The organism is Acetivibrio ethanolgignens, from assembly GCF_001461035.1.
GTDB classification, from domain to species: Bacteria; Bacillota; Clostridia; order Lachnospirales; family Lachnospiraceae; genus Velocimicrobium; species Velocimicrobium ethanolgignens.
Genome location: NZ_LNAM01000162.1, coordinates 1,879 through 28,018, shown reverse-complemented (window position 1 = coordinate 28,018; position 26,140 = coordinate 1,879). Strand labels below are relative to the sequence as shown.

33 protein-coding genes are annotated in these 26,140 nt (G+C 35.6%); 31 read left to right on the top strand and 2 right to left on the bottom strand.

Annotated elements, in window-relative coordinates:
• Positions 1-64: 64 nt before the first annotated feature.
• From ASU35_RS19905 to ASU35_RS10730, 16 genes are all read left to right on the top strand, one after another.
• Positions 65-1,084, top strand: coding sequence for a hypothetical protein (locus ASU35_RS19905; protein ID WP_058353036.1), 1,020 nt, complete (start codon positions 65-67; stop codon positions 1,082-1,084).
• A 45-nt stretch (positions 1,085-1,129) separates the two neighbouring features.
• Positions 1,130-1,447, top strand: coding sequence for a hypothetical protein (locus tag ASU35_RS10800; RefSeq protein WP_147525429.1), 318 nt, complete (start codon positions 1,130-1,132; stop codon positions 1,445-1,447).
• A gap of 47 nt (positions 1,448-1,494) precedes the next feature.
• On the top strand, positions 1,495-1,683 hold the full coding sequence (locus ASU35_RS10795; protein WP_058353034.1) for a hypothetical protein: 189 nt from the start codon (positions 1,495-1,497) through the stop codon (positions 1,681-1,683).
• Between the two features lie 260 nt (positions 1,684-1,943).
• Positions 1,944-2,771: a HipA domain-containing protein gene (locus tag ASU35_RS10790; protein WP_058353033.1), complete on the top strand. Its 828-nt coding sequence runs from the start codon at positions 1,944-1,946 to the stop codon at positions 2,769-2,771.
• A gap of 2 nt (positions 2,772-2,773) precedes the next feature.
• Entirely contained in the window at positions 2,774-3,244 is a 471-nt protein-coding gene (locus tag ASU35_RS10785; protein ID WP_058353032.1) for a hypothetical protein, read from the top strand.
• A 90-nt stretch (positions 3,245-3,334) separates the two neighbouring features.
• Positions 3,335-3,574 carry a hypothetical protein gene (locus ASU35_RS10780; RefSeq protein WP_058353031.1) on the top strand — a complete coding sequence of 80 codons (240 nt, stop codon included), beginning with the start codon at positions 3,335-3,337 and terminating at the stop codon, positions 3,572-3,574.
• Positions 3,561-4,763 (top strand): HipA domain-containing protein, encoded by a 1,203-nt coding sequence (locus ASU35_RS10775; protein WP_058353030.1) that lies wholly within the window; start codon positions 3,561-3,563, stop codon positions 4,761-4,763. Before ASU35_RS10780 ends, ASU35_RS10775 begins: the two co-directional genes overlap by 14 nt.
• Before the next feature lie 219 nt (positions 4,764-4,982).
• The gene (locus ASU35_RS10770; RefSeq protein WP_172794632.1) at positions 4,983-5,330 is read left to right on the top strand and encodes an HAD domain-containing protein; all 348 of its coding nucleotides are present in this window, start codon (positions 4,983-4,985) and stop codon (positions 5,328-5,330) included.
• Between the two features lie 238 nt (positions 5,331-5,568).
• The gene (locus ASU35_RS10765) at positions 5,569-6,504 is read left to right on the top strand and encodes a TIM barrel protein (protein ID WP_058353028.1); all 936 of its coding nucleotides are present in this window, start codon (positions 5,569-5,571) and stop codon (positions 6,502-6,504) included.
• Between the two features lie 244 nt (positions 6,505-6,748).
• Positions 6,749-7,111, top strand: coding sequence for a hypothetical protein (locus ASU35_RS10760; RefSeq protein ID WP_058353027.1), 363 nt, complete (start codon positions 6,749-6,751; stop codon positions 7,109-7,111).
• A gap of 421 nt (positions 7,112-7,532) precedes the next feature.
• The gene (locus ASU35_RS10755) at positions 7,533-8,726 is read left to right on the top strand and encodes a hypothetical protein (RefSeq protein WP_058353026.1); all 1,194 of its coding nucleotides are present in this window, start codon (positions 7,533-7,535) and stop codon (positions 8,724-8,726) included.
• A gap of 89 nt (positions 8,727-8,815) precedes the next feature.
• Positions 8,816-10,168 (top strand): ATP-binding protein, encoded by a 1,353-nt coding sequence (locus tag ASU35_RS10750; protein WP_058353025.1) that lies wholly within the window; start codon positions 8,816-8,818, stop codon positions 10,166-10,168.
• A 74-nt stretch (positions 10,169-10,242) separates the two neighbouring features.
• Positions 10,243-10,926, top strand: coding sequence for a hypothetical protein (locus ASU35_RS10745; protein ID WP_058353024.1), 684 nt, complete (start codon positions 10,243-10,245; stop codon positions 10,924-10,926).
• Between the two features lie 156 nt (positions 10,927-11,082).
• Entirely contained in the window at positions 11,083-11,406 is a 324-nt protein-coding gene (locus tag ASU35_RS10740) for a hypothetical protein (protein ID WP_058353023.1), read from the top strand.
• A complete protein-coding gene (locus ASU35_RS10735) occupies positions 11,396-11,866 on the top strand; it encodes a hypothetical protein (RefSeq protein WP_058353022.1) in 471 nt (156 codons plus the stop codon). Before ASU35_RS10740 ends, ASU35_RS10735 begins: the two co-directional genes overlap by 11 nt.
• Before the next feature lie 61 nt (positions 11,867-11,927).
• Complete coding sequence (locus tag ASU35_RS10730; RefSeq protein ID WP_058353021.1) at positions 11,928-12,119, top strand: hypothetical protein; 192 nt, start codon at positions 11,928-11,930, stop codon at positions 12,117-12,119.
• On the opposite strand, the gene ASU35_RS10725 is transcribed toward ASU35_RS10730, so the two are convergent.
• Positions 12,116-12,925, bottom strand: coding sequence for a hypothetical protein (locus ASU35_RS10725; RefSeq protein WP_058353020.1), 810 nt, complete (start codon positions 12,923-12,925; stop codon positions 12,116-12,118). The two genes, ASU35_RS10730 and ASU35_RS10725, sit on opposite strands and share 4 nt — an antisense overlap.
• Positions 12,926-13,065: 140 nt before the next feature.
• Here ASU35_RS10725 and ASU35_RS10720 point away from each other — a divergent pair, with 140 nt between their 5' ends.
• The 15 genes from ASU35_RS10720 (at position 13,066) to ASU35_RS10650 (ending at position 24,887) form a co-directional block, all read left to right on the top strand.
• Positions 13,066-13,845 carry a Fic family protein gene (locus tag ASU35_RS10720; protein ID WP_058353019.1) on the top strand — a complete coding sequence of 260 codons (780 nt, stop codon included), beginning with the start codon at positions 13,066-13,068 and terminating at the stop codon, positions 13,843-13,845.
• Positions 13,846-13,937: 92 nt separating this feature from the next.
• Positions 13,938-14,279, top strand: coding sequence for a nucleotidyltransferase domain-containing protein (locus ASU35_RS10715; protein WP_058353018.1), 342 nt, complete (start codon positions 13,938-13,940; stop codon positions 14,277-14,279).
• Complete coding sequence (locus tag ASU35_RS10710) at positions 14,255-14,737, top strand: HEPN domain-containing protein (protein ID WP_058353017.1); 483 nt, start codon at positions 14,255-14,257, stop codon at positions 14,735-14,737. The genes ASU35_RS10715 and ASU35_RS10710 overlap by 25 nt, the downstream gene beginning before the upstream one ends.
• 27 nt (positions 14,738-14,764) lie before the next feature.
• Positions 14,765-15,946, top strand: coding sequence for a HipA domain-containing protein (locus ASU35_RS10705; RefSeq protein ID WP_058353016.1), 1,182 nt, complete (start codon positions 14,765-14,767; stop codon positions 15,944-15,946).
• A gap of 464 nt (positions 15,947-16,410) precedes the next feature.
• On the top strand, positions 16,411-17,544 hold the full coding sequence (locus ASU35_RS10700) for a HipA domain-containing protein (protein ID WP_058353015.1): 1,134 nt from the start codon (positions 16,411-16,413) through the stop codon (positions 17,542-17,544).
• Between the two features lie 48 nt (positions 17,545-17,592).
• Positions 17,593-18,675, top strand: coding sequence for a hypothetical protein (locus ASU35_RS10695; RefSeq protein ID WP_058353014.1), 1,083 nt, complete (start codon positions 17,593-17,595; stop codon positions 18,673-18,675).
• An 83-nt stretch (positions 18,676-18,758) separates the two neighbouring features.
• The gene (locus ASU35_RS10690; protein ID WP_058353013.1) at positions 18,759-19,592 is read left to right on the top strand and encodes a Fic family protein; all 834 of its coding nucleotides are present in this window, start codon (positions 18,759-18,761) and stop codon (positions 19,590-19,592) included.
• A 126-nt stretch (positions 19,593-19,718) separates the two neighbouring features.
• Complete coding sequence (locus tag ASU35_RS10685; protein WP_058353012.1) at positions 19,719-20,570, top strand: HipA domain-containing protein; 852 nt, start codon at positions 19,719-19,721, stop codon at positions 20,568-20,570.
• Between the two features lie 76 nt (positions 20,571-20,646).
• Positions 20,647-21,081 carry a DUF4869 domain-containing protein gene (locus ASU35_RS10680; RefSeq protein WP_058353011.1) on the top strand — a complete coding sequence of 145 codons (435 nt, stop codon included), beginning with the start codon at positions 20,647-20,649 and terminating at the stop codon, positions 21,079-21,081.
• Positions 21,072-21,536, top strand: a complete 465-nt coding sequence (locus ASU35_RS10675; RefSeq protein ID WP_058353010.1) for a hypothetical protein — start codon at positions 21,072-21,074, stop codon at positions 21,534-21,536. Before ASU35_RS10680 ends, ASU35_RS10675 begins: the two co-directional genes overlap by 10 nt.
• A 58-nt stretch (positions 21,537-21,594) precedes the next feature.
• Positions 21,595-21,924, top strand: a complete 330-nt coding sequence (locus tag ASU35_RS10670; protein WP_058353009.1) for a nucleotidyltransferase domain-containing protein — start codon at positions 21,595-21,597, stop codon at positions 21,922-21,924.
• On the top strand, positions 21,912-22,370 hold the full coding sequence (locus ASU35_RS10665) for a HEPN domain-containing protein (protein ID WP_058353008.1): 459 nt from the start codon (positions 21,912-21,914) through the stop codon (positions 22,368-22,370). The genes ASU35_RS10670 and ASU35_RS10665 overlap by 13 nt, the downstream gene beginning before the upstream one ends.
• A gap of 56 nt (positions 22,371-22,426) precedes the next feature.
• Complete coding sequence (locus tag ASU35_RS18755) at positions 22,427-23,377, top strand: hypothetical protein (RefSeq protein ID WP_083504254.1); 951 nt, start codon at positions 22,427-22,429, stop codon at positions 23,375-23,377.
• Positions 23,378-23,428: 51 nt separating this feature from the next.
• The gene (locus tag ASU35_RS10655) at positions 23,429-24,358 is read left to right on the top strand and encodes a HipA domain-containing protein (protein ID WP_058353007.1); all 930 of its coding nucleotides are present in this window, start codon (positions 23,429-23,431) and stop codon (positions 24,356-24,358) included.
• Positions 24,348-24,887: a hypothetical protein gene (locus tag ASU35_RS10650; RefSeq protein ID WP_058353006.1), complete on the top strand. Its 540-nt coding sequence runs from the start codon at positions 24,348-24,350 to the stop codon at positions 24,885-24,887. The genes ASU35_RS10655 and ASU35_RS10650 overlap by 11 nt, the downstream gene beginning before the upstream one ends.
• 714 nt (positions 24,888-25,601) lie before the next feature.
• On the opposite strand, the gene ASU35_RS19300 is transcribed toward ASU35_RS10650, so the two are convergent.
• On the bottom strand, positions 25,602-25,757 hold the full coding sequence (locus ASU35_RS19300; protein ID WP_156059413.1) for a hypothetical protein: 156 nt from the start codon (positions 25,755-25,757) through the stop codon (positions 25,602-25,604).
• Positions 25,758-26,140: the final 383 nt, after the last annotated feature.

Sequence of the window (26,140 nt, the reverse complement as noted above, 5' to 3'; positions counted from 1 at the left end):
TAGAAACTTGTAAACTAAGTAGTCTTGATTGACTACACCATTATTATACTAGGAGGTAATTGATATGAAAATTAATTTAGTAGAAGAGAAATTAAAAGAATATAATGGACGTGGATTTAATACTCATCAGATGATGGAGATACATCATGGTTTAGAAGCAGGGGTAGATGTATCCGTATATGCAAAACCAGAGTTTACTTGGGAGCAGATGGACGAGATACGTGTTGGACTAGAGAAAGGTGTAGATGTTTCTATTTATTCTAAACCAAAGTTCGCTTGGGAGCAGATGAGACAGATACGTTTAGGTCTTGAACAAAAGGTAGACGTATCAATTTACGCTAAATCCGAGTTTGATAGTCGACAGATGAAACAGATACGTTTGGGCCTTGAACACAAGGTAGACGAATCAATTTACGCTAAACCTGAGTTTGACGGTTATCAGATGGAGCAGATACGTCTTGGACTAGAAGTAGGTGTAGACGTATCAATTTATGCAAAACCAGAGTTTGATAATGTAAAGATGAGGCAGATTCTTTTAGGTTTAATAGAAGGAGTAGACGTATCAATTTACGCTAAACCAGAGTTCGCTATGGAGCAGATGAAACAGATACGTGAAGGCCTTGAGAAGGGTATAGACGTATCAATTTACGCTAAATCTGAGTTTGATTGGGGACAGATGCAGCAGATACGTTTGGGCCTTGAACAAAAGGTAGACGCATCAATTTATGCTAAATCAAAGTTTGACGAGGATCAGATGAGGGAGATACGTTTTGGTTTAGAAACAGAGGTAGATGTATCCGTATATGCAAAACCAGAGTTTGATTGGAAGCAGATGAGAGAGATGTGTAAAAGTCTTGAACAAGAGCAACAATCATTTAATCCTTTTGAATACATTGTGAAGTGTCTTGATGTGCTACCATACGCGTCAGTTGCAGAATGTAAAACAAAAAGAGATTGTGACGCATTATTAAAAGAATGTGTCAGATATACAGGTGCAGTTGCGAGTAAAACTAATAATGAGGAAACATATAAAGCGTTTGATAAAGCAACTAAGAGATTACTTGCTTTTGAAAAGGAACATTGAGTGAGTAACATTATTGGAAAATTATGTTCAGATTGTGAGGTATTTATGACAAATCTTAGTAATTTAAAAGAAATTATTAGCAGATGTAGATGTGCTGGTTATTGTGATGCAGCTAAATGCTTTAATGAGATTAGGGGTAAACAACTTGGGCGTGCATACTGTGACTTTACAGATGAGTGTATGCCGATAATTGAAGAATTAGAACAAAAGACTGCTGATACTAAGTTTATTGAAGAGTTACGTATATTAGTTGGAGGTAGAGAAAAAACTAATAATGAGGAAACATATAAAGCATTTGATAAAGTAACTAAGACATTACTTGCTTTTGAAAAGGAACATAGTATTAATGAAAGGGAGATTTAATTTAGTCTTAAATGTCGAATTTTATCTGAATTGGAGGTAGAGAAAAAATGAAATATAATCATTACATAGTAATTTTTGAAAATGGGAGAACAGTATTTACAACGTGTCTGAATGAAGATGAAGCTGAGATTCTTGCAAAAGCAATTATGATTCAGAATGGACTAACAAGAGAAGTTAAGTCGATTAAAAAGACAACCAACATATCTGATATGGCAGATACGGATTTTATAGCATAGATTGGAGGAATGAATACATGAAATACTGCAGTATGGAGCATGTGCTGTTGAAGGAGAAGTAAACAGACATATGCTGTTGTTTATGCAGGAGTGTTTAAATAGAGATGTTCGTGTAGCTGGTATTTTCACTACTCTATCATATAAGCTAATGTAAGTTAGCATACAAGCTTGCCTTGTGTTGAGTAATTTGATAAAATGAATAGAAAAGGATATACTAAAGCAGTAATTGTATTTTACTGAAGGGGTGAAATAGTAACGGTATGCAAAATTTAAATGCGTTCTCCATAAATGAAATATATCCAAGTAAAGAATCATTGGTTAAAGGTATGCATTGTATTATGGATGTTTCCGATGGTGCAAGGTTAAAGTGTTGGTACAAGGATGAAAATGATGTGTTATTTCTTTACAAAGAAAATAAAATTAATACCTATGGTGAGTACACCTTTGAAAGTTTGGCAGAGATACTTGCCATGCGTTTGTGCGACCAGCTAGGAATACCGTGTGTTCGGATCAGGTATTCTCCTGAGGCAATTTTAAGTCAGGTTATGCTGCCTGCTACTGAATTGAAATCATTTGTAGAGTTATCAGATGAAATGAGTCACTCATTCCACCTTAGTAACTTAACTACATTTAATATAACTACATTGTTAAATCCACGAACAAATCCTTACTGTAACAGAGTAGTTCAAATGTTGTTGTTTGATGCTTTGATTAGTAATTCAGATCGTCACCCTGGAAATTTTATGTACTCTGATAGTAATGGTTTTTATCCTTTGTTTGACAACGGTAGTTCACTGTGTTGTTATGTTCGCGATTGTCAAATTCAAGATATTCTTCTCGATACAAATAGGTTCTTGGCGATGTGTACAACCAAGTCTCAACCAGTATTACGTGATCAGCAAAAATTAACACATAGGCAATTAGTCGAAATTCTTCGGGAGTCGTACCCTAAACAGTTTGGGAATTTTAGCAAAAGTTTAGGAAAGTTGAAGATAGAAGAATTATTTGATGGAATTAGTGTTAGTAGCAAACGCAAAGAATTGATTTCTAAGTTTTTAGAGTATAGAGCTAAATGGTTTGAGGTGTAGTAATGAATAAAGATTTACAATATTTACTTAATACTGGAAATATTACAGGGAAACGCACATTACGGGTTATCCGGGAGGAAGGACCTGTGGCTTACGTTACAGAGTACAGAATGAATTCTAAATTGGGCCCATTCACTTGGTATATTGTATGGTTAGACCCGGAGTGTCCGGATAGGGAAATTGCTAAAACCGCCTCTATTTATATTCATGATGCTAGAGCAAGGATGTATTTCCCACCATTTCTAGATACTAGGATACCACCAGAAAATAGGGTAGAACCTCAACGAACCGAGCTTATGCGTAAGTATGGTCTTAAAGAGTACAATAAATTTGATTATGTAATAGCTACAAAAGGGCTGTCCCCTATCAAAAAAGGGTATGTGATAGAGGTAGAACCTAAGGATTGTGAGTATGATGAGATACATGCAATCGAAGAGATTGTACAAGAGTATCATCGTACATTACCTTCATAGGAGCAATTTAAGATAATGAGAAAATAGAAGTAGTTTGTTGAAAGAATGCCAGGAGTATGATACACTGTTGAAAATAGAAGGAGTGATTCTATGAAGTTTCATACAGAGATTTTTGATGAAGAGACAGAAGTTAATGCTGAATTGTGTGCTGAGGATAACATTGTTTCTGTCTTATTTGAATTCGATGGTGTATCAGTTAATCTCAACTTTAGAATGCTTGTTAGTGATGAAACTTTGCCGTATGCTAAGATTTTTGCCAAGTGGGAAATCCAGAATTATGTTGTAGATTATGAGTTGCGTAAGGAGGCTGAGTTGCTTGCAAAACAATAAGTACTATTTTAAACATAATAATGATATTGTAGCAATAGCTCAAATAGATTTAACCACAGGTGCTGTTAGGAATGCTCATATTGTAAATCCTGAGTTGTTACCAGTTGGTGTGTGCACTGAAGATTCTTTGAAGAATTGGTGGCAGTCAAGGGCAGTTTCGAGAAAGCAAGATGGTATTGGGAATGTCCTTCAACAATTCACTTTAGACAGCACTCAAAGTTTACTACTTAACAACTTAGGATTAAGCTTAACAGACCACTATTGGGTGTGTCCTGTTAATACAGGATTAACGTGGAGTGATGTAAGCCTTTACTCAAATAAATTCTCAGAAATTATTTACAGTGAAGATAGAAAGTCGGTAATTGATTTAAGTGGTAAAACTCTGTTCTCGCCTGCATCTTCAGTGCAAGGTGAATTGAGGAAGAAGTGGGTACGTAGTGGCAATAAGATTTATTTGGCAAAAGGTAACTACAATGATAATTGTCAGCAAAGTGTAAATGAGGTTCTTGCTACGCAGATGCATAAAAAGCAAAATGAGTTTCCATACGTTGAGTATAAGTTAGCCACAATGGAATGGGAAGGTGGAACGGAGCTAGGGTGTATCTCTGAAAATTTTACTTCTGAGGAGTACGAATTTGTACCTGCTTGTGATGTATTCCGAATTGAAAGGCAGAAAAGCGGAGTATCCTCGTATGAGCATTTTATTTCAATGTGTGTAAAACTAGGTATTGATGAATCTGTTGTGAGGTCTTTCTTAGAGTATCAGATTATAACAGATTTTGTAATTACAAATACAGACAGGCACCTAAATAATTTCGGTGTTGTTAGAAATGCTAATACTTTTGAAATTGTTGGAATGGCTCCTATTTTTGATAGTGGTAACAGTATGTTTTGGGATTTGAATTTTCCAAGAAACGACAACAAATTGCTGAATGTGAGTGTTAACAGTTTTGCTTCAAAAGAGCTAACCTTACTAAAGTACATAAGAGATTTTGGTAAGGTGAATGTTAAAAGTCTTCTAAGCGAAGATGAAATCTTTAGTGTTTACACTAAAACTGAACTGGAACATGATATTGTTTCCCGTATAGTTGAGTTGTATGAAAAGAAGATTCATTACTTAGCATTGTTACAGAATGGAGCTCGTATTTCAGATTTAGTTACAGGAGTTAGTTCATTAAATGTATTTTAAATAAAGACTCTGACTACTAACAGTCAGAGTCTTTTTGTACTAGATAGTGCAATTTAGTTAAATAAAAGAAAGGATTGTAATGAGTATAATATTTCTCGATGTTGATGGCGTGCTTAATTCAATGCCATACTTAATGAAAATGAATAGTAGCAGGCCATCTAAAAGGTACTCTGATATTAGTGATTTCCACCTGCAGATGCTTGCTGAGATTTATCATACCTGCAATGCAAAATTGTACTTACTTCGACATGGCGTGAGTTAAATAACGAAACCTGCCCAGAAGCTTACAAAATGTATAAATACTTAGAAAATTCATTAGCCAGTTACGGTGTGTGTATTGAAGACTGTACACCTGTTATTGAAATGAATCGTCCTCTGGAGATAGTGGCATGGCTAAAAGAAAAGGGTAATCACCAACCATTTGTTAGCTTGGATGATGACTTTAGATACGAAGATTACGAAGTTTACGGTATTGGTGACCAACTAGTCAAAACAAGGTTTATAGTGACAGTATTGAGGAAGGTGGATTGCAACAAGAACATGTTGAAAGAGCAATTAAGATATTAAAGAAATAAAAGTCTGATGATTACTAAGGGGGCAGGGCCTCCTTTAATTAGTTTGTAATAAAAATTCCCAATTTTGCTCGACAAAACGTAACTACCCTGCCCCTTAGTAATCATCAGACATAGGAGGATGCAAATAGGTATGGCACAGAAGAAAGAATTCTTCAAACAGAATACAGTGAAAGGTAGTTGGATTTGGTGTAAATGAAATCAAAGACTACGATACGAGGAGATAACAGAAAATGGATGTTTATGTAAAAGCTAAACTTGACCATAGTCAGTTAAACGCTAAAGAATCAATTGGGTGTGATGGTATTGAATTGCAGTTACTTGGTGAGCTTGCCAAGGTTTCATACAGCAAGTACAGTGACACTACGGAATTGATAAACTTACAAGATTTCAGTCAATACAAAGTAAAAGTAGTGCATGCACCTCTTTACAGAGGTGGAGGTAGTTTGGATTGCGAATTAGAGATGCTTACAGAGAATAATGCCAGTGCACTGAAGCACTGTTTCCAGGTGGCTAATTACTTTGGAGAGATTCAAGATACTGATGTTACATTGGTAGTGCACTCAATGGAGCATTTTAAATATTTAAAAGATACGTGCAGATGGGGTAGAGTTGTTCAGGCTGTTAATGAGTGTTTGCAGGAATTTTCCAGAGTTACACTTGCTATTGAGAATGCTAGTCCTATACGAAGTATAGAGAATGGAGTTCCAATATTTTCAAATAATGTGTACAGTAGCAGTATTGAAATGGCGAAAGAGTTACGGTGTATTTTAAAGACTGATAGGGTCGGTACTGTGCTTGATGTGTGTCATGCTCTGCTTACAGATAAGTATGTCACAGCTATACATAATGCTATGGCTGATTTGGAGTATTCGCAACCAGACACATCCTTAGCTAGGTATTATGAGATGAGTAAAGAAACACTTAAACTAGTTCATTTAGCAAGATACACTGGGTCTGGATACGGAAAAGGCAGGCATGGCATTGCCTTTACTGACGACAGCTATGCTATGCTAAGAAGAATACTTGCTACCCATTTACATTACGCTCCTGAATGCCCAATTACAATAGAAGTAGAAGAAAATAATTACCTTAAGTGCGATGGGTATAGAAATACTAAAAAGTTACTAGAGGAAGCATTAGATGAATTAGGGCACTCAACCATTTAGCTGATACAGGAGGTTACGCTACTTTACGCAACAATGGTACAGAAAGGTAGGAGACTAACAAAGATGACAGCAGAACAGCAAAATTTGATTGAGAAGAATCATAGTTTAATAGCAACATTTTGAATGAACTTAAGCTTCCTGAAGATGAGTATTACGGTGTAGCGGCAGCAGGGTTACAGGAGGCAGCGATGAATTACAACGATTCCAAAGGCTACAGATTTAGTACGTATGCATACAGGAAAATGTGGGAGTTTTTGTTGCTGAAGATAAAAGAAAAGTAGGACTTACTTCAGAGCTTGGTGTAACGGAGCTCGGAATAATAGAGTGCAGGGTTAAAATTGAAAGAACTAGTGATAAAGAACCTGCCAAAGTCCTAATTAAATCGCAAGAATCTGAAGAGTACCATGAATGTGTGTCTTGCCCTATGGAAAAGGAGTATTTTGATGCTTACAGAAAGTCTTACTTGGAACTAAAGAACACGCTTCCTAATAATGAGTATGCTGCTATAACCATGGTGAATAAAGGGTATGATATCTCTGAGATTTCAAAGGAATTAGGCGCTCACAGTTTTACGTACGGACTGCTAAGACTCAATTTTAGGAGTTAAGTGCCAGTTACAGAAGGCACCGACCTTTACCAATTTCATCGCTGGTAGGGGTCTTCCCTATTAGAGTGGAGGGGTAGTTTTTCAAGTAGGTGTGCTAACAGATTTCGCGTAGAGTCGGCCAAATAAACTACGCGACGAGTCGGTTTATACCCACCGCGATTGATAAGTCAGCTATTAATCAGTGTTATAACTTGTCCAATTAGATATTTATTTTTTGAACCGGCGGTCGGTACTGCTGACAGGATACAATTCCTGTACTGACCATACGCAAAGCCTACAGTGAAGTCCTGGAGGCTTTTTGGAATGATACAGAGATAGCCTGAAATTTTGGGTATCTCCTTTCAAATAATAGCGTACGAGACTATACGCATTTTTTCAATTTAGGTATTGCCAAAAGAGAGTAGGATAGGAGGTAAATTGTATGGCAAAGGTTGTTATGGATGGTAATGAGTTAGAATACAATGAGACTTACTGGGAGTTGATAGATTTACCGGAAGAATTCAAAGATGGCAAGGATGAATTGCTGCCAAAGTCTTTACATTATGTTGGCCCAGTTGTTGATGGTGCGGTGGTAGAGGAGTTCCCGTGGTTTGAGTACCCAGTTGCCATGTACAAAACGTTCGCAGGCGTTAAAGGACTGACTAAGTCACCAAAAGTTCGAATGAAACATGCTTACTGTATGTTTGAGGGTTGCAGTGATTTTGCTGATATTGAAGGGGCTTATGAATACTACCACAGAGGCGGTGGTTGTGCCCATTCTGCGTTGTTTGAAGATGCAGATATTCCAGGTATGTTAGGTAATGGTGGATACTGGCTGAAGACTGAAAGTGAAATACTAGCCGAAGTATTTGGTGTAGATAGTGGTTCACTTTTGAAAGTTTTAGATAGTATTCCAGTACAGGAGACAAAAATATACTTTGAGAGTGGTGCCTACTTACAAACTAAAGTAATTCATAAAGCTTCGGAGATAAAGGAGGGTGGTAAGCAAGTATTTAGTAAAGGAGCTGTTTGCTCTGTGTGGTCGCCTATACGTATTGGTTACAATAATGTTACAATTTACTTTTTTGCAGATGATTTTGTAAATGATATAGATGACAAAGAGGTGATGCAGGTAACAGGATTTGTTGTTAATGATACCACTTCAGAAAGTTTTAGTGTAGGGCGCAATGCTACTGTTACTGTAAACACAGATTGTATAGTTACTAGTGTAGAGCCACCTATTAATTGCTGTGGCACAGTTACTATTAAAGGCACCGGACAAACATTAACTTTAGTAAGTAAAGGTGCAAATCCGTGTATTGGGCCAGCCACATGGGATGGTATGAGCTATGGTCGATGGGAACCATCACGTGAAAGACTTGGTAAGATAGTGCTTGATGGTGTTCATGTAGTGTGTAAGAATGAAGTAGTTTCAAACTTTAGTATTGGCAGGTATGGCACCAATGATATGCCAGAGATAGAACTAAAGAACGGAGCAACTTTAGACTGTCCTGAGATGAAAGGTGAAAGAGTGATGGTTAAGTCAGGTGCTGAAGGTTTGTGTGGCTCTACTAAACGTTCAGACCCAGCAGTGTACGAATTAAAAAATGTCACGAAACAATTAAATATATTTTAAGCTAACGCGGTCGAGCATTAATTTACAATTTGTGAATACTATGCTACAATGTAGAAAGTGCTTAGAACAAAAAGTCTGGGGGTAATGGCGTGTATTTTAAAAGATTTATTGAAGATGACTTGTATGCTTGGAAAGCAAATCCTGAGCATAAAGTTGCTTTCGTCAGAGGATGCAGGCAAGTTGGAAAAACAACTACTATTGAACATTTTGTGCAGAGCTACAAAAATGTTGTGAAGATTAATACTGTGCTTGACGGAGAAGTTTTGGAATCTTTACTTCGTAAGCATAGGAGTAATTTAGCAGGAGTCTTTAGTGAGTTTTGCTCACAGTACGGAATTGTGTTTACAGATGACAATGACACAGTGATTTTTATTGATGAGATACAAGAGAATAGAAAGGTTTACGAATCAATACGATTTCTCAATAGGGAACTTCATTGTGATGTGATTGTTACAGGAAGTTACTTAGAGGAAGCTTTAAAGTACTTTCAACCGGCAGGAGATACTGATGTGTTTACAATGTATCCATTATCCTTTGAAGAGTTTTTAGAGGCACTGAATGCATACAGGTACTTTAAAGAGACAGACTTTAACTGTATAGAGCAGGCTAGACTTGATTGGGTTAATGAAGCTTGGCATGTTTATTGTAATGTCGGAGGGTATCCGGCAGCTGTATTAAGTTTCTTAAAGAATGAGAGCGTAGAGTCAACACTTGATGCTATTGTTAATACTTTAATAACTGAGATTTGCGATAGAGTTGAAAGTATTGAAGAAAGACAGATGGTTAGAGATGCTTTGCCAGCTGTAATAGATGCAATGCTTCGAGAAAAGAAAGGAGATAGTGATTTAATTACAAACATAAGTAAAATCACAAGCAAATACAGCTCTTACAGGATTAGTACTAAGGAGTGCTACAGTATAATTTCTTGGTTGCGACAAGCAGGATTTCTTAGCTACTGTGACAAAGTTGATTTGGGTACAGGTGCAAGGTACTCTAGTGAGAGGATATTTTTTCGAGATCTTGGTGTACTCAATTATTTACTTCGTACTTACAAGGTGGATGAAAGTGATAGAAACGGATTACTTGCAGAAACGTTTGTGTTCAAGATACTAGAAGAACGCAATTTTTTTAAAGATTTTTATTACGATAAACCAGCGTTTGCCGTATTTGAAGGTTATGAGCTAGATTTCAGCGTAGTTTCTAAATATGATGATTTGGTGTACGGTATTGAGGTAAAGTATGGTAACAACAAAGGGACTTCTATTAAAAAGGCTCTAAGTAAGAGGTACGTTGATGTTGCTGTTGTGCTTAAGAACTCCGGGTTTGGAGAAACAGAAGATACAGTAACTATACCCTTACCATTAGCTTGGAAGTTTAAATTTAATAAAGGAAAGAGAGTTGATAGAAGTTTACCAAAGCTCTCAGCCTTTAGTGACACATAACTAAATAGTAGATGCTAACATCTGGTAGGTTAATAGCCAACCAGATGTTTTTATTAGAACAGGAGGATAAGATTATGTTTGGACGTATAAGTGTTTTTGCAGATAAAAATGAGGTAGATACTAAAGAAAATGAGCGACTTAGTAATAGTAATGAAATGATACCTTTTGAAGGTTTTGGTCATGTACTTGGTAGTCAGATTAGAATTATGAATTCGTTAGAGGATTACTGTTTTATGCGAACCCTAGAAAATGCTGACCTTTGGGGACTTTTAAGGGATATGGCAACAAATAAAAATGATTGTGTTTATGTGAAACTGAATATTCCAGGGGATACTAAACAGAAAATGTATGTGCATAAACATATAATTTCTAGTATTGATATTACTGTGGATACTAATGATGTCAATGTTGTTCGTACAGTTTCATGTGAAGAGATTGAGAAAACATTACAGTCATCTTTCATGTATGCAAAACTTGATGATTTGTTAGACTACTGTGAGGCTGAAGATTTCTACCGCTGGTATTTTGCAAACGAACTGACACTATACGGGTTTAGTGAGGATTACTCAGAAGTGATTACATTAAAGATGCTGACGTCCCTGTTTAGATACCCTAAAGAAGGAGTTCATATCAGTTTTAAGGAATTACCGAAAGTCTTAAAGTTGCTTAAGTACTATAAAGATAAAGGTGTAAGCGAGGGTACTATTGCATATGCCATACTTCCGGAAATACTGCAACAGGTGTATCTGGACTCATAAAAGTAAAGTGATAAAATAACAGGAAGCTAGGAGAAGTAGACAATGAAATGGAAGTGTCAACTTGGGATTAAAGGAATAAGTATTGCCTAAATAGTACAGCTAATGGTATACTTAGTAAAGATTAGCGGTAAGTTAGCCCTAGAAGGAGGATTAGCTATGTATTGGAATGGAGAAAAAGAAGTAACTAAACAAGAAGTTAGGGATATTTTTGACAAAGTACTGAAAGAACAAGATGCTTTAGAGATGTGGGTAACAAGACCAGATGATTTTGAAAATATGGATCTTTTTCAGCATATTCTGATAAAGGCAAAAGATGCTGAGAGCTTTAATACTGACTTACTGGATAGGTGCTATGATGATGAGGAAAGAGACTTGCACTCTCACGTTATCATTTTAAATGAGATTGAAGGGTACAGAGAAGGTGCAATGCCTAAGTCAGTATGCGTGTACAAGAATGGACGGTGGTTAGATGCCGACTAGAGAAGTGTTAACAGAAGAAATCGTAGTTAAATGTAAAAATTTTCTAAAGGATGTATTGCATGATTTTTACGAGTTACCATGCTGTGCATCCTTATCTTATTTGCTTATTATTTTGTATGAAGTGGCAATAGTCGTTTATTCATACAAGTATTCTGAGAGAAAGACAGCTACCTACACCTGCGTGAAGAGTAAGCTGCCAAAGACAGAAGGACATACAACGTTTGTTACGTTGCGTGATAACCTTACACATAATTTTTATACAATTGAAAATTTGTATAAGTATGTGTTAACAAGTATGCAGTATTTTAGTAAAGAAAATTTTGATGCAATTGTTAGAGAGTGCTTTGATAGTGATATTGACTTGTATCAACAGATAATTAACTACTGTAAGATAAAAATTCTAGCAAGGGAAGCAACTACTAAATATTTGGACACGTTTTCGAGGAAAGTAGTGAAATAAGGTAAAGTTGCTTATAACTTATACAAAAATAGAGCACATAGTACGAAGGAGGTGTTAATAGATGGAAAATAAAATCAGTGAGGAGCAATTAAAAAGAATAGCTAAGGTAGTAAGTATTCCAGAGGCACATGAAAAAGGTGGTATTTTTGAAGTAGATGAACATGTGTTTGAGGTTAAACCACATCATATAACCTTAGCGGAGATATGTGCTTTCAATAATTCTCCACAAGACGAAAAGAAAGAGGGTAATTAAACTCCCTCTTTCTTTTTGGTAAATGCATCATCTAGAGTGAAGGCTGGGATAGCATTTACCCCGCCATTTTTGCATGGTTTAAACAAATTTAAATTTTCAAATCCGATTGTTTTTCTCAGAAACCCAGCTATAAAGATAAGAGACAAGTCATTAGAGCATAAGATAATTTTCTGTTTGTTCGAATTTAATTGCTCCTTAATGTAGGCTAATGAGGATTTTAAGTGACCATTGTCATGTTGTTTAACCATTTCTCGCAGCCATGTGTTATCAAATAGGAAATTAATAAAATTCTGCACTCCAGTTTCTTCAGCATAGAATTCATTGGATGAGTCGGGAGTACAGCAGAGAGCTCCGTCAATCCAACTTAAATAAAGTAAAGAGTTGACGTACTCTGGTATTTGGACGGCTAAATAAGTTGCTTTTTCACGCTCCTCTGGCGTGTTGCCTTTATAAATTTCTACAGTCTCAATTACTTGTATGATATCAGGACGCTCTTCTTCACAGCCTAAGTCCTTTAATAAACTTTCAAAAGTGTCAAAGATAAAACTATCAACCCGTTCTCTATCATAACCTTGAGCATTTGTAACTAGTGATTTGTACTTTTTATAATACTTTGCTATACCATCTTTGGAGCATAGTGTTTTAAACTCTTGGTGATTATCGGCATAAGCAGTTAAATTTTTAACGTACCTATCTTTGTAAGAATCAATAAGACCCTCCGAAACGGTAAAGTGGGAAGCAACACATCTTGCAATCTCATCAATGTTACTAGAAAATGTATCAGTATTTTGTGGTGTAGTTGTCATGGTAAACCCCCTTAAGTATTCTTTGCAGATAATAGTACATCAATTAAGTTGACTTGTCAAGTATTATTAATACAAATCAAGGACTTGCATGGATGTTATAGTTAATGGTATACTTAAGAGTGATAATGGAGGGATGTAGTATGCAGGATATGGAGCTAGTAAAAGCTATAAAGGTATGTTTTACTAAAGAGCAGAAAATGCGTGACAGAAGTGGGTTGTATGGATACACTCAAAGAGTACTGGCGTACAATTCTAATAAGATAGAGGGTAGTACCTTGACTCCAGAGCAAACAGCATTACTTTTTGAAGAAGGATTTTTACCAGCAACTGAGGATTACTATCGTGCAAAAGATGTCGAAGAGATGAATGGGCATTTCCTAATGTTTAATTATACTATAAAAACTATCGATGACAGGTTGTCCGAGGACCTAGTTAAAGCTTTGCATTATGAATTAAAAGCTGGTGTGTTTGAAGACAGAGCAAACGGTTATGCTATAGGAGATTACAAAAAGCGTCCTAATACTGTAGGAGGTATAAGCACGGTACTTCCATCCAAGGTAGCAACTGAAATGAAAAAGTTAATTGATTGGTATAATAGCATCGAAAGCGTGTCAATACACGATTTAGCGGTACTACACGTTGAGTATGAAAAAATTCATCCATTTCAGGATGGTAATGGTAGAGCCGGGAGAATGCTTTTATTTAGAGAATGCTTAAGAAACGAGATTATGCCGTTTATTGTACTTGATGAAAACAGAATGCGTTATATTCAGTGTCTTAGAAAAGCACAGGAGAATAAAGATGTAACTGACCTTGTCAATTATTTTAGAATAGAACAAGAAGTGTATAGGGAAGCATGCGTTTACTTTGATGTAGCAAAAATCTATGGCGAGGGATTGAGGGACGTCGATGTATTTTGAAAAGGAGTGATTACTTTGGATAAAGATATGTCACTCATGATGAAAGATAAAATCGTTATGAATATTAATTCCAGAAAGCTTGGTGGAAAATTATGGAGAATTTAAACAGACATGAGAAAGCTCTTATTCATGCAGTTGCTGTGTTAAAAGAGCCTCAGTATAAAAAGTTTATTAAGGCTATATACATGTATGGCAGTTGTGCTCGTAAAGACTACAAAGATACTTCAGATGTTGACTTGTTTATTCGTGTAGATCCATGTATGCCTCAAAAGCTAAGAAGACAATTAAGAGTTGAAGTTATCCCGGATGATTTCAGATTACCTGATGTTGATTTAAAAATTAGTGATAGTGATGATTTTAGCGATAGTAATCATTTCAATGATAATGTGAGAAAGGATGCAGTTTTGCTATGGAAAGAAAAAGAGGTTATTTAAGAACAGCAGAAAATGATTATTTGTACCTTGTAGATGATTATGAACGTAATCACTTTGGGAACCCATTTTGTTTTCACTCACAGAATATTTGTGAACGTTATTTAAAGCATGTTGTAGACGTATACTGTTCTGATGACGATAAAACTGATGTATTGAAAACTCATTCTTTAAGGAAATTAGTTCGGTATATTCAGAAAAATTTACCTGAACTACAGTGCGACTGGAATTCAGTTTTAAAAGCTGATGGGTTTTATTTTAATACCAGATATCCTGGGGAAGATTATATTGAAGTCACGGAAGAGGACTGTGCAGATTGCTGGGAAGCTGTGCTTGTTGTAAGAAGTGCTGTTAATAGTTACTGTACTGAAAAGGCAAAAATTCCAGCAAAAGCAGTTGTTGAATCACAGACTTTCACGGATTTGATAAATTCATTCGATGATAAAACGATGTTACAGTAAAGGTGTTATGGGATAGGAGTGATTACTTTGGATAAAGATATGTTACTCATGATGAAAGATAAAATTGTTATGAGTATTAATTTTGACTTAGGTAAGTACGAAGTTGTTAATGAGAGGTTACTGCCTTTTACCTTACAGGGTATACTTCGTCCTCCTTTAGAGGAAAAAGATACTTACAGTAAGTACGAATTAACGCAAATACGTATACGTGATAATAAAAATAAAGATGCAATTATAGGCTGGCTTGCTAACCGCGTGTTACCACTTTCCAGAGATAATGCTAAGAAGGTATACAATCTACTGCGTTTAGAACAACGACAAGATGATTATTCAAAAGCAAAGATAGCTATACTTTGTAGAGCCGTTTCTTTACAGGATAACTATTGGGTGAAGATAGAAAATGATAAGACTACTTGGGATGATGTTAACTTACGTACAAATAAGTTAAATGATGTAGTTGCACAGGTATCTCTCCATGGTTCAAGTCTTTCACTTACAGGAAGCCTTACTACTCCAGAATTAACAGGACAGGGTGCGTATGCTAAAGCTTGGAAACGTGAAAATGGTGAGTTGTGGCTTTACAAAAAAGGAGCAAAAGATGCGACGGAGTCACGAATTGAGGTTATGGTATCTAACATCCTAGATAAGTGCAACGTTCCACATATTCATTATGAATTAGGTGAGTCCACAGGAGGGGTAGAAGGTACTGTCACTTGCTGCAAGTGTAAGTGTATGACTACTGAGAAGTTAAGCATACTTCCTGCCATGGATTACAATTCATATTGTATACGTCACGGTTTGGATTTTTATGAGGAGTGCAAGAGAATTGATGCAGATATGTTTTACAAGATGTGTATTGTTGATTACTTAATAGCTAACAGAGATAGACACGGTATGAACTGGGGATTTTATTTTAATTGTGATGAAAATGAAATACTTCATATGCATCCTTTGTTTGACCATAATAATGCTTTTGATAAAGATTATATGGCCGACGAAAATGCTCGATACTTAGTGTTCGATGATATGACTTTAAAGGAAGCTGCTATTGAAGCAATGAAGCATGTTGACTTTCACTTTACAGAGGAGATCACTAGAGACGACTTTATTACTGATAGACAGTTTAAATTCTTTGTGAAAAGAGCTAAGCAGTTAGGGATAAAGTTAATAGAGCCGGTTAGCACCAAAGTAGTTGAAAGCTTTAAGTAGTAACTACTCAGGTAACAAGTCAAATTTAGCTGTACTTGCTTCAAAAGATAATGCACATAATTTGTGGAGAAACCTAGATTTTCAAGGTTCGTTTTTATAAATAAATAGACAAAATGATAAAAACTCCTGGCGAGCTTACTTTACGCTAGGAGTTTTTGTTACACAAATTTTCTTGTGGTTTAATAACAAAAGCTAACACTTGGTAGGCTAATAACCTGCTAGGTGTTTTTGGAGGCAGCAGCACTAAACGGTTAACTGATTGCAGTACCGTAAATAGTGGTGGTGTCTCCCCTCCTCTCATTGACGAAGAGAGGTACTAGGAAACTGGTACCTCTCTTCAGGTAAAATGTAAAAGAGGTTAGGCGACTTATTAACTTGCTTTCCATTCAAATATCTACTATAATAATAATAGAAGAGATTAGGGAAGGGTAGTATTTGCAACAGTTTAGATAGGAGATGTGATTATGTATTATTTGTTAAATAAGGATGAGTTAATTGCAAAGTTTACAGTTGACCCTCTTTTACAGGAGGCAGAGATTGTTGAACAGTTTCAAACTTTACCAGAATGGTATGGTGCTGTAGGAGGATTTATTGTCAATAGGCGTGCTCCAAAGCATAGAGAGAATATTGAAAAGCTATTAAAGCTAAGTGGATGTGATACACTGACAGGATTTTTGGATGTATCCCATGCACTTTCACTTGTTGACACCTTTTGGGTAAAGCCGGTAGAAAGTACACTGGAATGGAAGGATGTATCTTTATATACACATCCTTTTAATGAGGTAATTGCAAAAACTGCCTTTGAGGGTGGACTTCATGGCAGACAGTTAAGCACAACATCACCGGAATATGGAACGGATGGTAGCTTTGCCAAGTGCTGGATTCGGGAAAATGATACAATTAAGATGTTAAAGCGTGGAAGCTCTGGGGCAAGAAACGCAGGACTGGAGCCGTACTCGGAGTTCTATGCAGGGCAGGTTGTTGAGAGATTTACAGATGATTTTGTAAGGTACGATTTGCGAACACGTGGTGAGAGAATCTGTTCTGTGTGCGATATATTTACATCAGAGGATTATGGGTTCCTGCCTTACGCAGCAGTGGATACTGGTAACACTACAATTGGTTCTGTTTTACAAAAAATGAAAGAGTTCAAACTTGAAGATGAAGTCAAAAAGATGTTTGTTATTGATGCTTTAATTATGAACGCTGATAGACATAAAAATAATTTTGGCTTTATAATTGACAATAAAACATTGCAGATTCAGAAAATGGCTCCCCTATTTGACCATAATCTTGCATTACTTCCGTATGCAATGGATGAATCCGAGCTACAGTTTGAAGGAGAGTATTACAGTATGCAGGGACCAAGAATTGGAGATAGCTGGATAAATACTGCTGTTGCATGCATGACAAAAGATACTAGAAAGGTATTGGTAAATTTAAAAGGCTTTAAATTTGATAGGCATAAGAAGTACAATTTGCCGGAATGGAGATTACAAGCAATTGAGGAGTGTATGCACAAAACAATAGATGCTATTCTGGATAAGGATGCAATGTATACTAAAACAATACCTGTACCAAATTTAAAGGCGTTTTAATAGTTTACTTAGTTAAGAAGTTTAGTGATTACTTGAAGGAGTGAGTGTATGCTGTTGCTAAATGGCGATGAAGCTGTGTTACAGTTTAGTCTTGATGATGTAACATTAAAAGTTATTAATAATGATTTTCTGCCATATCAACTGAAAGATTGGTTGAAAGATACAGATTTCTCCACTTCTGAAAGTATTAAACGTTCTGTGCATCAGTTTGATGTTTTCAAAGATTTCTTGCTTAGTAGGCTGTTGCTATTCACTAGAGACAACGCAAAAGCAATTTTAAATAGTATAGCTGCTACACAGGTGAACTCTATAAATGAAAAGTTGAAGATAATTCAAACCTGTAGAGCGTTGTCTATGACAGATAATTTTTGGATAAAAGATGAGAGTGAGTCTATAAACTTTGGTGATGTTAATTTACGTAATCACAGATTAGGTGATGTAGCATTCCCTATTGCTATACAGGGGAAAGTTGTAAGTGCTGCAAGCAGTGTACTTCGTCCTGAATTAGCAACTAGTGGTATGTTTGCTAAAACATGGTATAGGGGATTGAATGGTATTCGATTATGGAAAACTGATAAGACCACAGATAGGGTTAATACCAAAGCAGAAGTAGCAGTATCAAACTTTTTAGATAATACTAATGTTAAGCATGTGCAGTATGAATTAGAAGAGCATCATGGTGTGCTAATAGCGTCGTGTGATTGTATTGCTACAGATGATGTTAGTATTGTTTCTGCCCAAAGTGTTAAAACTTGGCTTGAACATAAGAAAGTTGTATTTCATGATTGGATTGAGAGTAATTACTTGGAAGATTTTGCAAAGATGTGTACAATAGATTATCTTATTGCTAACACAGACAGACATGAAGAGAATTGGGGTTTCTTGATTGATAATCGAACTAATGAGATTATTGAAATGGCCCCATTATTTGATCATAATCAAGCACTGATTGCAGATTATTTGAAGTATGAGGTAGATGATTTGATTTATGAACCAACTAATTTAACAATGTTTCAATCAGCTTCTGAGTATTACCATAAAAGTAATGTTGTGCTGCATGACTTACCCACTGAGGCAAGTAAGAAACGGTTGCAGAAGCTATTAGAGCTAAAGGACTTAAATGCTTTCTAGAATAGTGTATAATCCAGTCGTTTTGTGAGCTCTTTAAATATCTTAATTTAAGCCACATGAAAATAAATAGATTGGAGGCAGTTATGAATGAGAATGTACAGAGAGCTGTAACATTAGCTAAACGGAATCTAGTGGATTCTATTTGGAAAAGTGCTGTTATCGAAGGATTAGGAACAACTTTTCAAAAAACTGAAGCAATACTAGACGGTATGATTGTAAATACAAATAGTCAAGAAGTATTGTTTATTATAAATATGAGAAGTGCCTGGTACTTTTTATTTAATACACTAGGTGTAGAGAATAATTTAGCAATGCTACGTGAACTTAATAAGATATGTGGTGTAAATCTTATTTATGGAAGTGGGGATTTGAGAGTATCAGATGTTAGTATAGGAGGGTGCACTTATGTTCCCCCTATTCCTGTGTATGCTGATGTTGTTCAAGAGTTAAAGAGATTAGCAAGTATAAATTCACCGGTAGAAAGAGCTATCGAGACTTTTTGCTATGTTGCAAAACATCAGTTATTTATTGATGGGAATAAGAGGGTAGCTCAGTTAATCTGCAACAAGATACTGATAGAGAATGGTATCGGTATCCTAAGTATAGACAGTAAGTGTATTTCGGATTTCAAATATTATCTTGTGGAATACTATGATGATGATGATAGTAAGAAAGATTTACTCAGCTCGTTTTTGAAAGACTCTATTCTCTATACAGCACATAGCAGAGTTACAAAGGAAATGGATTTGTTTGAAGCTCATACGGAAGAGTACAAGCGTAAAGTTATTAACTTGTGTGAACAGATAGGTATCAATTCTGAGGATGATAAATTAAAAGTATTACGTGAGTTACCTAGTGAAGATACAGAGGATGAAGATATTCTTAGAAAGAGGATTGTATCTATCGTACTGCGTTAGAGTTTTACAGTTTGTCATTTTCGGTATGCATGCAAAGTGATGTTGTATAATTCAAAGAAAGGTACAGGGAATAGTATGCTAATAAATTTTGACGAGTGTCCATTGTCTGGTAGAATGTATGGAGGAATGGCCGGTAGAAAAGAAGGAGTTATTTACAACAATGAGAATTGGCTGCTGAAATACCCAGATAATATGAAAGAAAAGGATTTAAAGGGAATAGATGTTTCTTACGGTAATAACCCAATTGCAGAATATATAGGTTCACATGTGTATCAATTACTCGGAATACCTGTACATGAAACTTTACTTGGAACGAGAAATGGCAAGTGCGTTGTAGGGTGTAAGGATTTTGTTGGTGACCTTGAAAAGTTGACAGAGTTCAGAGAGTTTAAAGTTTCTTACGTTCCACATTTTATTAATGCAGAAGGTGATATAACAAACGGAACAGGAATGGATATTGAGGAAGCTAAGCTCTGTTTAAAAGAACACCCATATTTGTCAAATGTACCAGAAGTAGAGGATAGATTTTGGACAATGTTTGTAGTAGATACTTTAAATGGAAACCCAGACAGAAATAATGGTAATTGGGGATGTGTACAGGATTTGCAAACGCGAGAGTACCGATTGGCTCCTGTGTATGATAATGGGAATTGTCTTTACTTTAGACTTTCAAATGAAAAGATGAAAGAAGCTTTAAAAGATCATAATAGAATGTTACAGCTTGCTATTAGCAATACACAAAGTCGGTTTACAAAAGATGGTCATATTGTAAACCCGTTTAAATATCTGAAAGATAATAGAGTGAAACAACTTGAGGTAATAAGAAATCTTAATATTGATGATGTTTGTAAGATTATTTTAGAAGCAACTGATAACACTGTTATGGTTGAATTTTATAAAGAACTCTACACATTGCGGCTACAGGAGTTACGGTGTATTTTGGAAACTCAGTATACAAATGAGCTAGATGTATTTTAACAAGTAACTCTTAGCAGCTGCATTCAATAAGGTTGTAGGAGTAAATTGCCATAATTATACTAATTGAGGTGATGGTATGTTGTATATAGCTTTTAAAGAGTCAGAGAATACATTAAGGATGATTGATAGCTATTTTGATTTTAATTATCTTGATGAGTGGTTTGATGATGACCTCGTAAAAGAAATGATCAAAGATGTTGATAAATCAGATGTTGTTTCACCCAATTGCATTCAAAGTCCTGTACTTGGGGCAATACCTCCTAGTAAGTTATCTGGTGGTGTAAAAGCATTAATTCTAATGCTTAAGCAACCGGAACTGGAGGTATATGCAACAGCTTGTGGAGATAATTGTGCAAAGTGGATTTTAGAGATTGCAAAGCTACAAGACATACACATTGTGCTGAAGCATCTTATGCTATTTGGGTGTGATTTCAATGCATACTGTGTAACAACTGAAAGTGAGATTAATTCACTGGATGATTACAGGAGGTGCTTCCTTCAATGCCTTTAGTTCACATAAAAACAAATAGATTAGAATACAAATTCGAGATTAACGGAAAATACACAGTTGTACAAGGTGACTCCGGTACAGGTAAGACAACTTTTTACGATTTAGTTATGGCAATGTTTGTTGAGAATATGGCTGTGCAGAATTTAAGTGGAGTACAACTTATTCCGGTCGGTATTGTCTCTGATGCATCAGTCTTGCAGAAATACACAGGAGCGATTTTAGTACTTGATGAATGTTGTTCATTGTTTAAGGAATATGATGTGGCCACTTTGTTTAAAGAGTCGAATAATTACTTTGTTATCATTAATAGAGATGTAGAATCTCTCGGGTACTTACCAATTCAAGTGGATAATATTTTTCGTGTTAAATCTTCCGGAAAATTTCACACTTTGGAGAAAATGTACGAAAGATTTGAAATCAATAATTTAACTGCTGTGGATACTGTTATTACATAGGACAAAAGTGTGTGATGAATTTGCTGCAATAGATGATAACAGTGTTAAGGGGGATTTTATGCAAAATATTAATTTGTTACCATTCAGTGACGACGTTGTAAAGAAGTTAGATAATCTGGTCTCAGTTATTCGTAGTTCTGTAACGGATTGTTGTAAAATAGTATTGTTTGGCAGCTATGCTCGTGCAGAGTATAAAGCCTCCAGTGATTTCGATATACTGGTGCTTACAGAAACCGTAGTTCCACGAGAAATTCGCGGCGAGCTTTATTCCTTTTTTGAGGAGAATAATTCCGATTTGGTGTTTTACACAACTGAAGCGTTCAATGACTCACAGGCACTATTAGTACGAAGAATAAAGAAAGAAGGTGTTCTACTGTGGAAAGGTTAAATTCTTATGTTGGAATGGCAGATAATGATTATGCCTATGCGAAATGTGGTATAGAAGTTGGTGACCGCTTAGGTAATTATAATGGCACTGCCTCAATTGCTGCACAGGCTGCAGAAAAATACTTAAAGGCTGTAATCGAAATGTGCTTCACAGATGATGCAGATGCAATGGATCTACTTCATAGTCATAATTTACGTTCTTTGTACAATAAAATAATACTTAAATTTGAATTGCATGTTTCATCTAAGGATTGTAAATGGCTTGGGGATTTTTACTTTGATGCCAGGTATCCTGGAGATAACTTCGTGACCGTTAACAAAGAAGATGCAGAAGAGTGCTTGCGACTACTTGATATACTTTCAAATGATGTACACAGAATTTTAGAGGATGAGGAAGTTCAACGAGAAAAGCAGAGACAAATTTTAGGAAAACTGAAAGCTTTTTGATTAAATGAGTTAAAGAATGTTATTATGTTCTCCCCAAAAATTAGTTGGAGGTAGTTATGGAAGATATTAGTTATGAGGAAGCACAGCAAAATGGTGTTGATGTGTCAATGGTATCTATTTGTAAGAAAGTGCGGGCATTAGCAAAATTAGATAGAATCACCATTGATGAAAGCACTCATAGAAGTGGACTAAATAAGCATTTATTTGCATATGTGAATTACTGTGGTTTGGATATGCTTGCTTTTGTTAAGCAGTACTTAGCAAACCTGCAACCATTTATGATTCAGCGTAAGCGGTCACAAGAAAGTAAAGAAACATTTGTTTGCTTAATTGATAACTTGTATCGTGTTAATTTGTATGTTAAGATTGATACAAAGCAGTTTGAAGAAATTGTTGTTTCATTCCATGAGGATAATAAACGTGGTATTGCAAAAACTAATAGTTTACAAAAGGCTAATTCTATGAAGTATGTACCTGTATTTGCTGATTGTATTGGAAGTAAAATTACTAATGAGAATAGGTATGTCGTGAAGATATTTGTGCAGAGAGGTTTAATGGTACTTCCTATAGAATTACCGGCTATTAAGTGTAATGATGTTTTTATTGTGGAATACAGTATGATTGAACGGCAATTTGTTTCGTATTGCAATGATTATGTGAGAGAGCTTTATACAAGTGATTTAGATTTAGACTTTGACAGTATTGAGGTATTTTCAGTACTTCAGCAAATTTCATTTACTTCGTATGGTAAAGACACTTTCTCTAGTATGTCTTTACTGATAGATAGTATCACTGTTCAAACAGATTTTATTAGTAGATCCGCAGCAGATTTAGCATTAGTTACTTTTGTTAAGTCTTTGAAGCTTACAGAAGAACAGTGTAAAGAGTTGGTGTATTTACTAGAACAGAAATTTAGTGTCACTAGTATAAAAGGTATTGATTTAATTCTTGATAGGATTAAGGTGTACCTGCAGCCAATCGGGCTGAATAATTTAGATGTATTTTAATATGAAATTTGCAGTTCAGTTTATACAGAATTTAATAGATTGAGGTGGGCCATGCTAGAAAGTTTAAATGCATTCAGTCAAGAGATGCACAACGGATTTGTTGTGACAGATGATATTATTATGAATGAGGTTTTTGAAGGTTCTGAAGATAAATTTTTTGTAAATGTTAATGGCAACAGGTATTTAGTTAAGGACTCTTCTTTTAATAGAAGGAGAAAGCAGAAATCATTAGCACCATATTGTGAGTATGTTGGTAGTCATTTTATGAATCAGCTAGGTCTAGAGTGTCAAGAAACTTTCTTAGGTGTGTACACTGGAAGACCAGTAGTTATTTGCAAAGATATTTTTAATCAAAGTACATTTAGACCATTTAGGGATTTACATCAGTCCTCTGTTGATTCTGCACTTGCTACAAAAGAGTATACATACAATGATGTAGTATACGTTATGACCAAAATCCATAATTTGGAGGAGAATGAACTCACTAATGCCTTAGGAAGTTTCTGGAAGATGTTTATCGGAGATGCTATTCTTGGGAATCGCGATAGACATGAAGGTAATTGGGGATTCATTGTCAACGACGGTAAATTAAGGTTTTCACCTGTATTTGATAACGGTTCAAGTCTTTTCCCAGACGTCAAGCTTACCAACTGGAAAACTTATGACTTTATTAAGCAACGTGTTTATGAGATACCTGGGTCACAATTTAAGATGTGGCGTGAAGGTATTACAGATAGACCTATGCGAACTAATTACTGGCAAGTTATTAACGATGCGTCAATAAATGCTAATTTTAAGAAAGAGATAAAGGCATTACAGTCCTTCAATGTCGAAGGTGCCATTGAGCAATCTGTTTTGGGAGTTCCTAAGGAATATGCTGACTGGTTTAGAGTAATTATTTTCTGCAGATTTAACTGTTTAATACGGAAGTTTGATTTCGATACAGTATTTAGAATGGCAGGTGAACGTTATGATTTCTAACAAACGTGTTGCGTGTTTGAATGTTCAAAGAAAGGCGTATTTGTTCTACCATGGTAGGGATATGTACAAGAGCCGGCTTATTGGTGAGTTTTTTGAGCAAGAAAATGATGCTGGAGAGGTTCAATACCTATTTAAAATAAATAATAGTGCTATTGCAGATGATGAGGTTGATAAGATCTGTTTACCTGGAATAGATTTATCATTCCGACTTGATGAGTACGTTAGGAGCGGAGGTATTCCTTATTTTGTTGAATGCTGTACTATCCCAGATGGTAGAGGAGATTTAAAAAGATTTCTTGATTTAGTAGAGATGGGTTTTAATGATAAGTTTGAGTTTATGCTGCGTACCAGAGCAGTAACACATCACTCTAATTGTTACTTGGGCAGGACACCTGATGATACGATTGACTTAAACAAATACAAAGAGTGGGGAGAGTACCAGAAAACTCATTTTCCAAATTTACCCTGTGGGAATTATGAGAATGATTTTCATGAAATTAATAAGGAAATTGATCACAGCAAAACCTAAAACCTAACAAAAATTTGTTATAAGTAAGTAGATACAAAAAATAAACAAAAACCAACACCTACCGGTTTAATCGCCAGTAGGTGTTTTAAAATTCTTTTCCAAAAAGATTAGAATTTAGTAAGCAATAGGGGCAAGCTACTGACTTGCCCCTTAACTTTGCCCCATTGAGCCTCATAACAGTTTTTACAACGGTTAATCAGGAGTCTTGGATACCTCGTATCCGTGCTGTTGATAAGTTGTGTAGAAACTGTCGGGTCTAATGACGGTACTCAAATCTTCCCGGGTAGATTGAGTAGTAAACTCATCCGCTATTTCTCGGCTACATTCGGCATTTCAGCTAGAGTAGTGGAAATAAGGGCAGTGCTTAAAACCTTCGTTAATACTTTGAACGTTTTAATCACCTCCAGTTGCCTTAAAGACAGACGTGGTTAACGAGTTACAATTAGAGTATCGGCACTTTCCCGGGAAACTTTAGCAAAAAGCTAAAAGTTTGTGCCGATAACCTAATTCATGAGAGGCATTCCTCCCTTCAGTCAACATAATTATGTAGATTTGCTAACAGTTTTATTTAGAGGCTGACTGAAGGGGGTTAAATAAACAAAAAACAACAACTCCTAGAAGGCTAATAACCTCCTAGGAGTTTTTGAGGATACCAGAGTGTAAAATCCTAAGATTACCTACTAAGTAATCTTAAGATAGGTTAAGTCGGCTTGTTTAGAAAAGAACTAAGGAAGCGACAGCTATCACAGCACCTAGTCCTATTTTAGGCAGGTGTTGCTTACCAATTCGTTCAGTAGCTAGGCCATAAGCCAGCAGACCGAACAATAGTAAATATATTACTATAAGTGTGTTAAAAATTAAATTACTCACTCTGGTATTCCTCCTTTCTAATTTTCTAATTGTAGTATAAAATAAAATTGTGAATGTTCTGTGTTCAATTTCTTAAGATTTTCTTAAAATTAAAATAAAGAGATGCAAAAACTTACGCATCTCTTTTTCAGGTAATAAGGGCGTTAAAGTAATAGCAAATAATTATAGTTGATAAGAAATAATGATAGTTTGCCCTAAATTTCCGGAAATTGTAATCAAAAGTGAGTGTGTCTACCCAAAGCAGCCACTATTTCTAGTTAGATGCAAACCTAAAACTATACCAAAATTTGGTATAAATAGGTAGACAATCAAAAAAGTAATATGGTATAATAAATATACCTCTGGGAGGAATTCGTATGAATTGGAGTGCTAGGACAGTGAGC

Excerpts from the sequence above, each read along its gene's own strand:
- ASU35_RS10720 (WP_058353019.1), top strand. The coding sequence starts at position 13,066 with ATGCAGGATATGGAGCTAGTAAAAGCTATAAAGGTATGTTTTACTAAA.
- ASU35_RS10685 (WP_058353012.1), top strand. The coding sequence starts at position 19,719 with ATGGCCGGTAGAAAAGAAGGAGTTATTTACAACAATGAGAATTGGCTG.
- ASU35_RS10765 (WP_058353028.1), top strand. The coding sequence starts at position 5,569 with ATGGATGTTTATGTAAAAGCTAAACTTGACCATAGTCAGTTAAACGCT.
- ASU35_RS10655 (WP_058353007.1), top strand. The coding sequence starts at position 23,429 with ATGCTAGAAAGTTTAAATGCATTCAGTCAAGAGATGCACAACGGATTT.
- ASU35_RS10780 (WP_058353031.1), top strand. The coding sequence starts at position 3,335 with ATGAAGTTTCATACAGAGATTTTTGATGAAGAGACAGAAGTTAATGCT.
- ASU35_RS19905 (WP_058353036.1), top strand. The coding sequence starts at position 65 with ATGAAAATTAATTTAGTAGAAGAGAAATTAAAAGAATATAATGGACGT.
- ASU35_RS10710 (WP_058353017.1), top strand. The coding sequence starts at position 14,255 with ATGGAAAGAAAAAGAGGTTATTTAAGAACAGCAGAAAATGATTATTTG.
- ASU35_RS10730 (WP_058353021.1), top strand. The coding sequence starts at position 11,928 with ATGGAAAATAAAATCAGTGAGGAGCAATTAAAAAGAATAGCTAAGGTA.
- ASU35_RS10735 (WP_058353022.1), top strand. The coding sequence starts at position 11,396 with ATGCCGACTAGAGAAGTGTTAACAGAAGAAATCGTAGTTAAATGTAAA.
- ASU35_RS10740 (WP_058353023.1), top strand. The coding sequence starts at position 11,083 with ATGTATTGGAATGGAGAAAAAGAAGTAACTAAACAAGAAGTTAGGGAT.
- ASU35_RS18755 (WP_083504254.1), top strand. The coding sequence starts at position 22,427 with ATGGAAGATATTAGTTATGAGGAAGCACAGCAAAATGGTGTTGATGTG.
- ASU35_RS10650 (WP_058353006.1), top strand. The coding sequence starts at position 24,348 with ATGATTTCTAACAAACGTGTTGCGTGTTTGAATGTTCAAAGAAAGGCG.
- ASU35_RS10690 (WP_058353013.1), top strand. The coding sequence starts at position 18,759 with ATGAATGAGAATGTACAGAGAGCTGTAACATTAGCTAAACGGAATCTA.
- ASU35_RS10670 (WP_058353009.1), top strand. The coding sequence starts at position 21,595 with ATGCAAAATATTAATTTGTTACCATTCAGTGACGACGTTGTAAAGAAG.
- ASU35_RS10725 (WP_058353020.1), bottom strand. The coding sequence starts at position 12,925 with ATGACAACTACACCACAAAATACTGATACATTTTCTAGTAACATTGAT.
- ASU35_RS10755 (WP_058353026.1), top strand. The coding sequence starts at position 7,533 with ATGGCAAAGGTTGTTATGGATGGTAATGAGTTAGAATACAATGAGACT.
- ASU35_RS10800 (WP_147525429.1), top strand. The coding sequence starts at position 1,130 with ATGACAAATCTTAGTAATTTAAAAGAAATTATTAGCAGATGTAGATGT.
- ASU35_RS10675 (WP_058353010.1), top strand. The coding sequence starts at position 21,072 with ATGCCTTTAGTTCACATAAAAACAAATAGATTAGAATACAAATTCGAG.
- ASU35_RS10745 (WP_058353024.1), top strand. The coding sequence starts at position 10,243 with ATGTTTGGACGTATAAGTGTTTTTGCAGATAAAAATGAGGTAGATACT.
- ASU35_RS10790 (WP_058353033.1), top strand. The coding sequence starts at position 1,944 with ATGCAAAATTTAAATGCGTTCTCCATAAATGAAATATATCCAAGTAAA.
- ASU35_RS10785 (WP_058353032.1), top strand. The coding sequence starts at position 2,774 with ATGAATAAAGATTTACAATATTTACTTAATACTGGAAATATTACAGGG.
- ASU35_RS10700 (WP_058353015.1), top strand. The coding sequence starts at position 16,411 with ATGTATTATTTGTTAAATAAGGATGAGTTAATTGCAAAGTTTACAGTT.
- ASU35_RS10715 (WP_058353018.1), top strand. The coding sequence starts at position 13,938 with ATGGAGAATTTAAACAGACATGAGAAAGCTCTTATTCATGCAGTTGCT.
- ASU35_RS10795 (WP_058353034.1), top strand. The coding sequence starts at position 1,495 with ATGAAATATAATCATTACATAGTAATTTTTGAAAATGGGAGAACAGTA.
- ASU35_RS10680 (WP_058353011.1), top strand. The coding sequence starts at position 20,647 with ATGTTGTATATAGCTTTTAAAGAGTCAGAGAATACATTAAGGATGATT.
- ASU35_RS10695 (WP_058353014.1), top strand. The coding sequence starts at position 17,593 with ATGCTGTTGCTAAATGGCGATGAAGCTGTGTTACAGTTTAGTCTTGAT.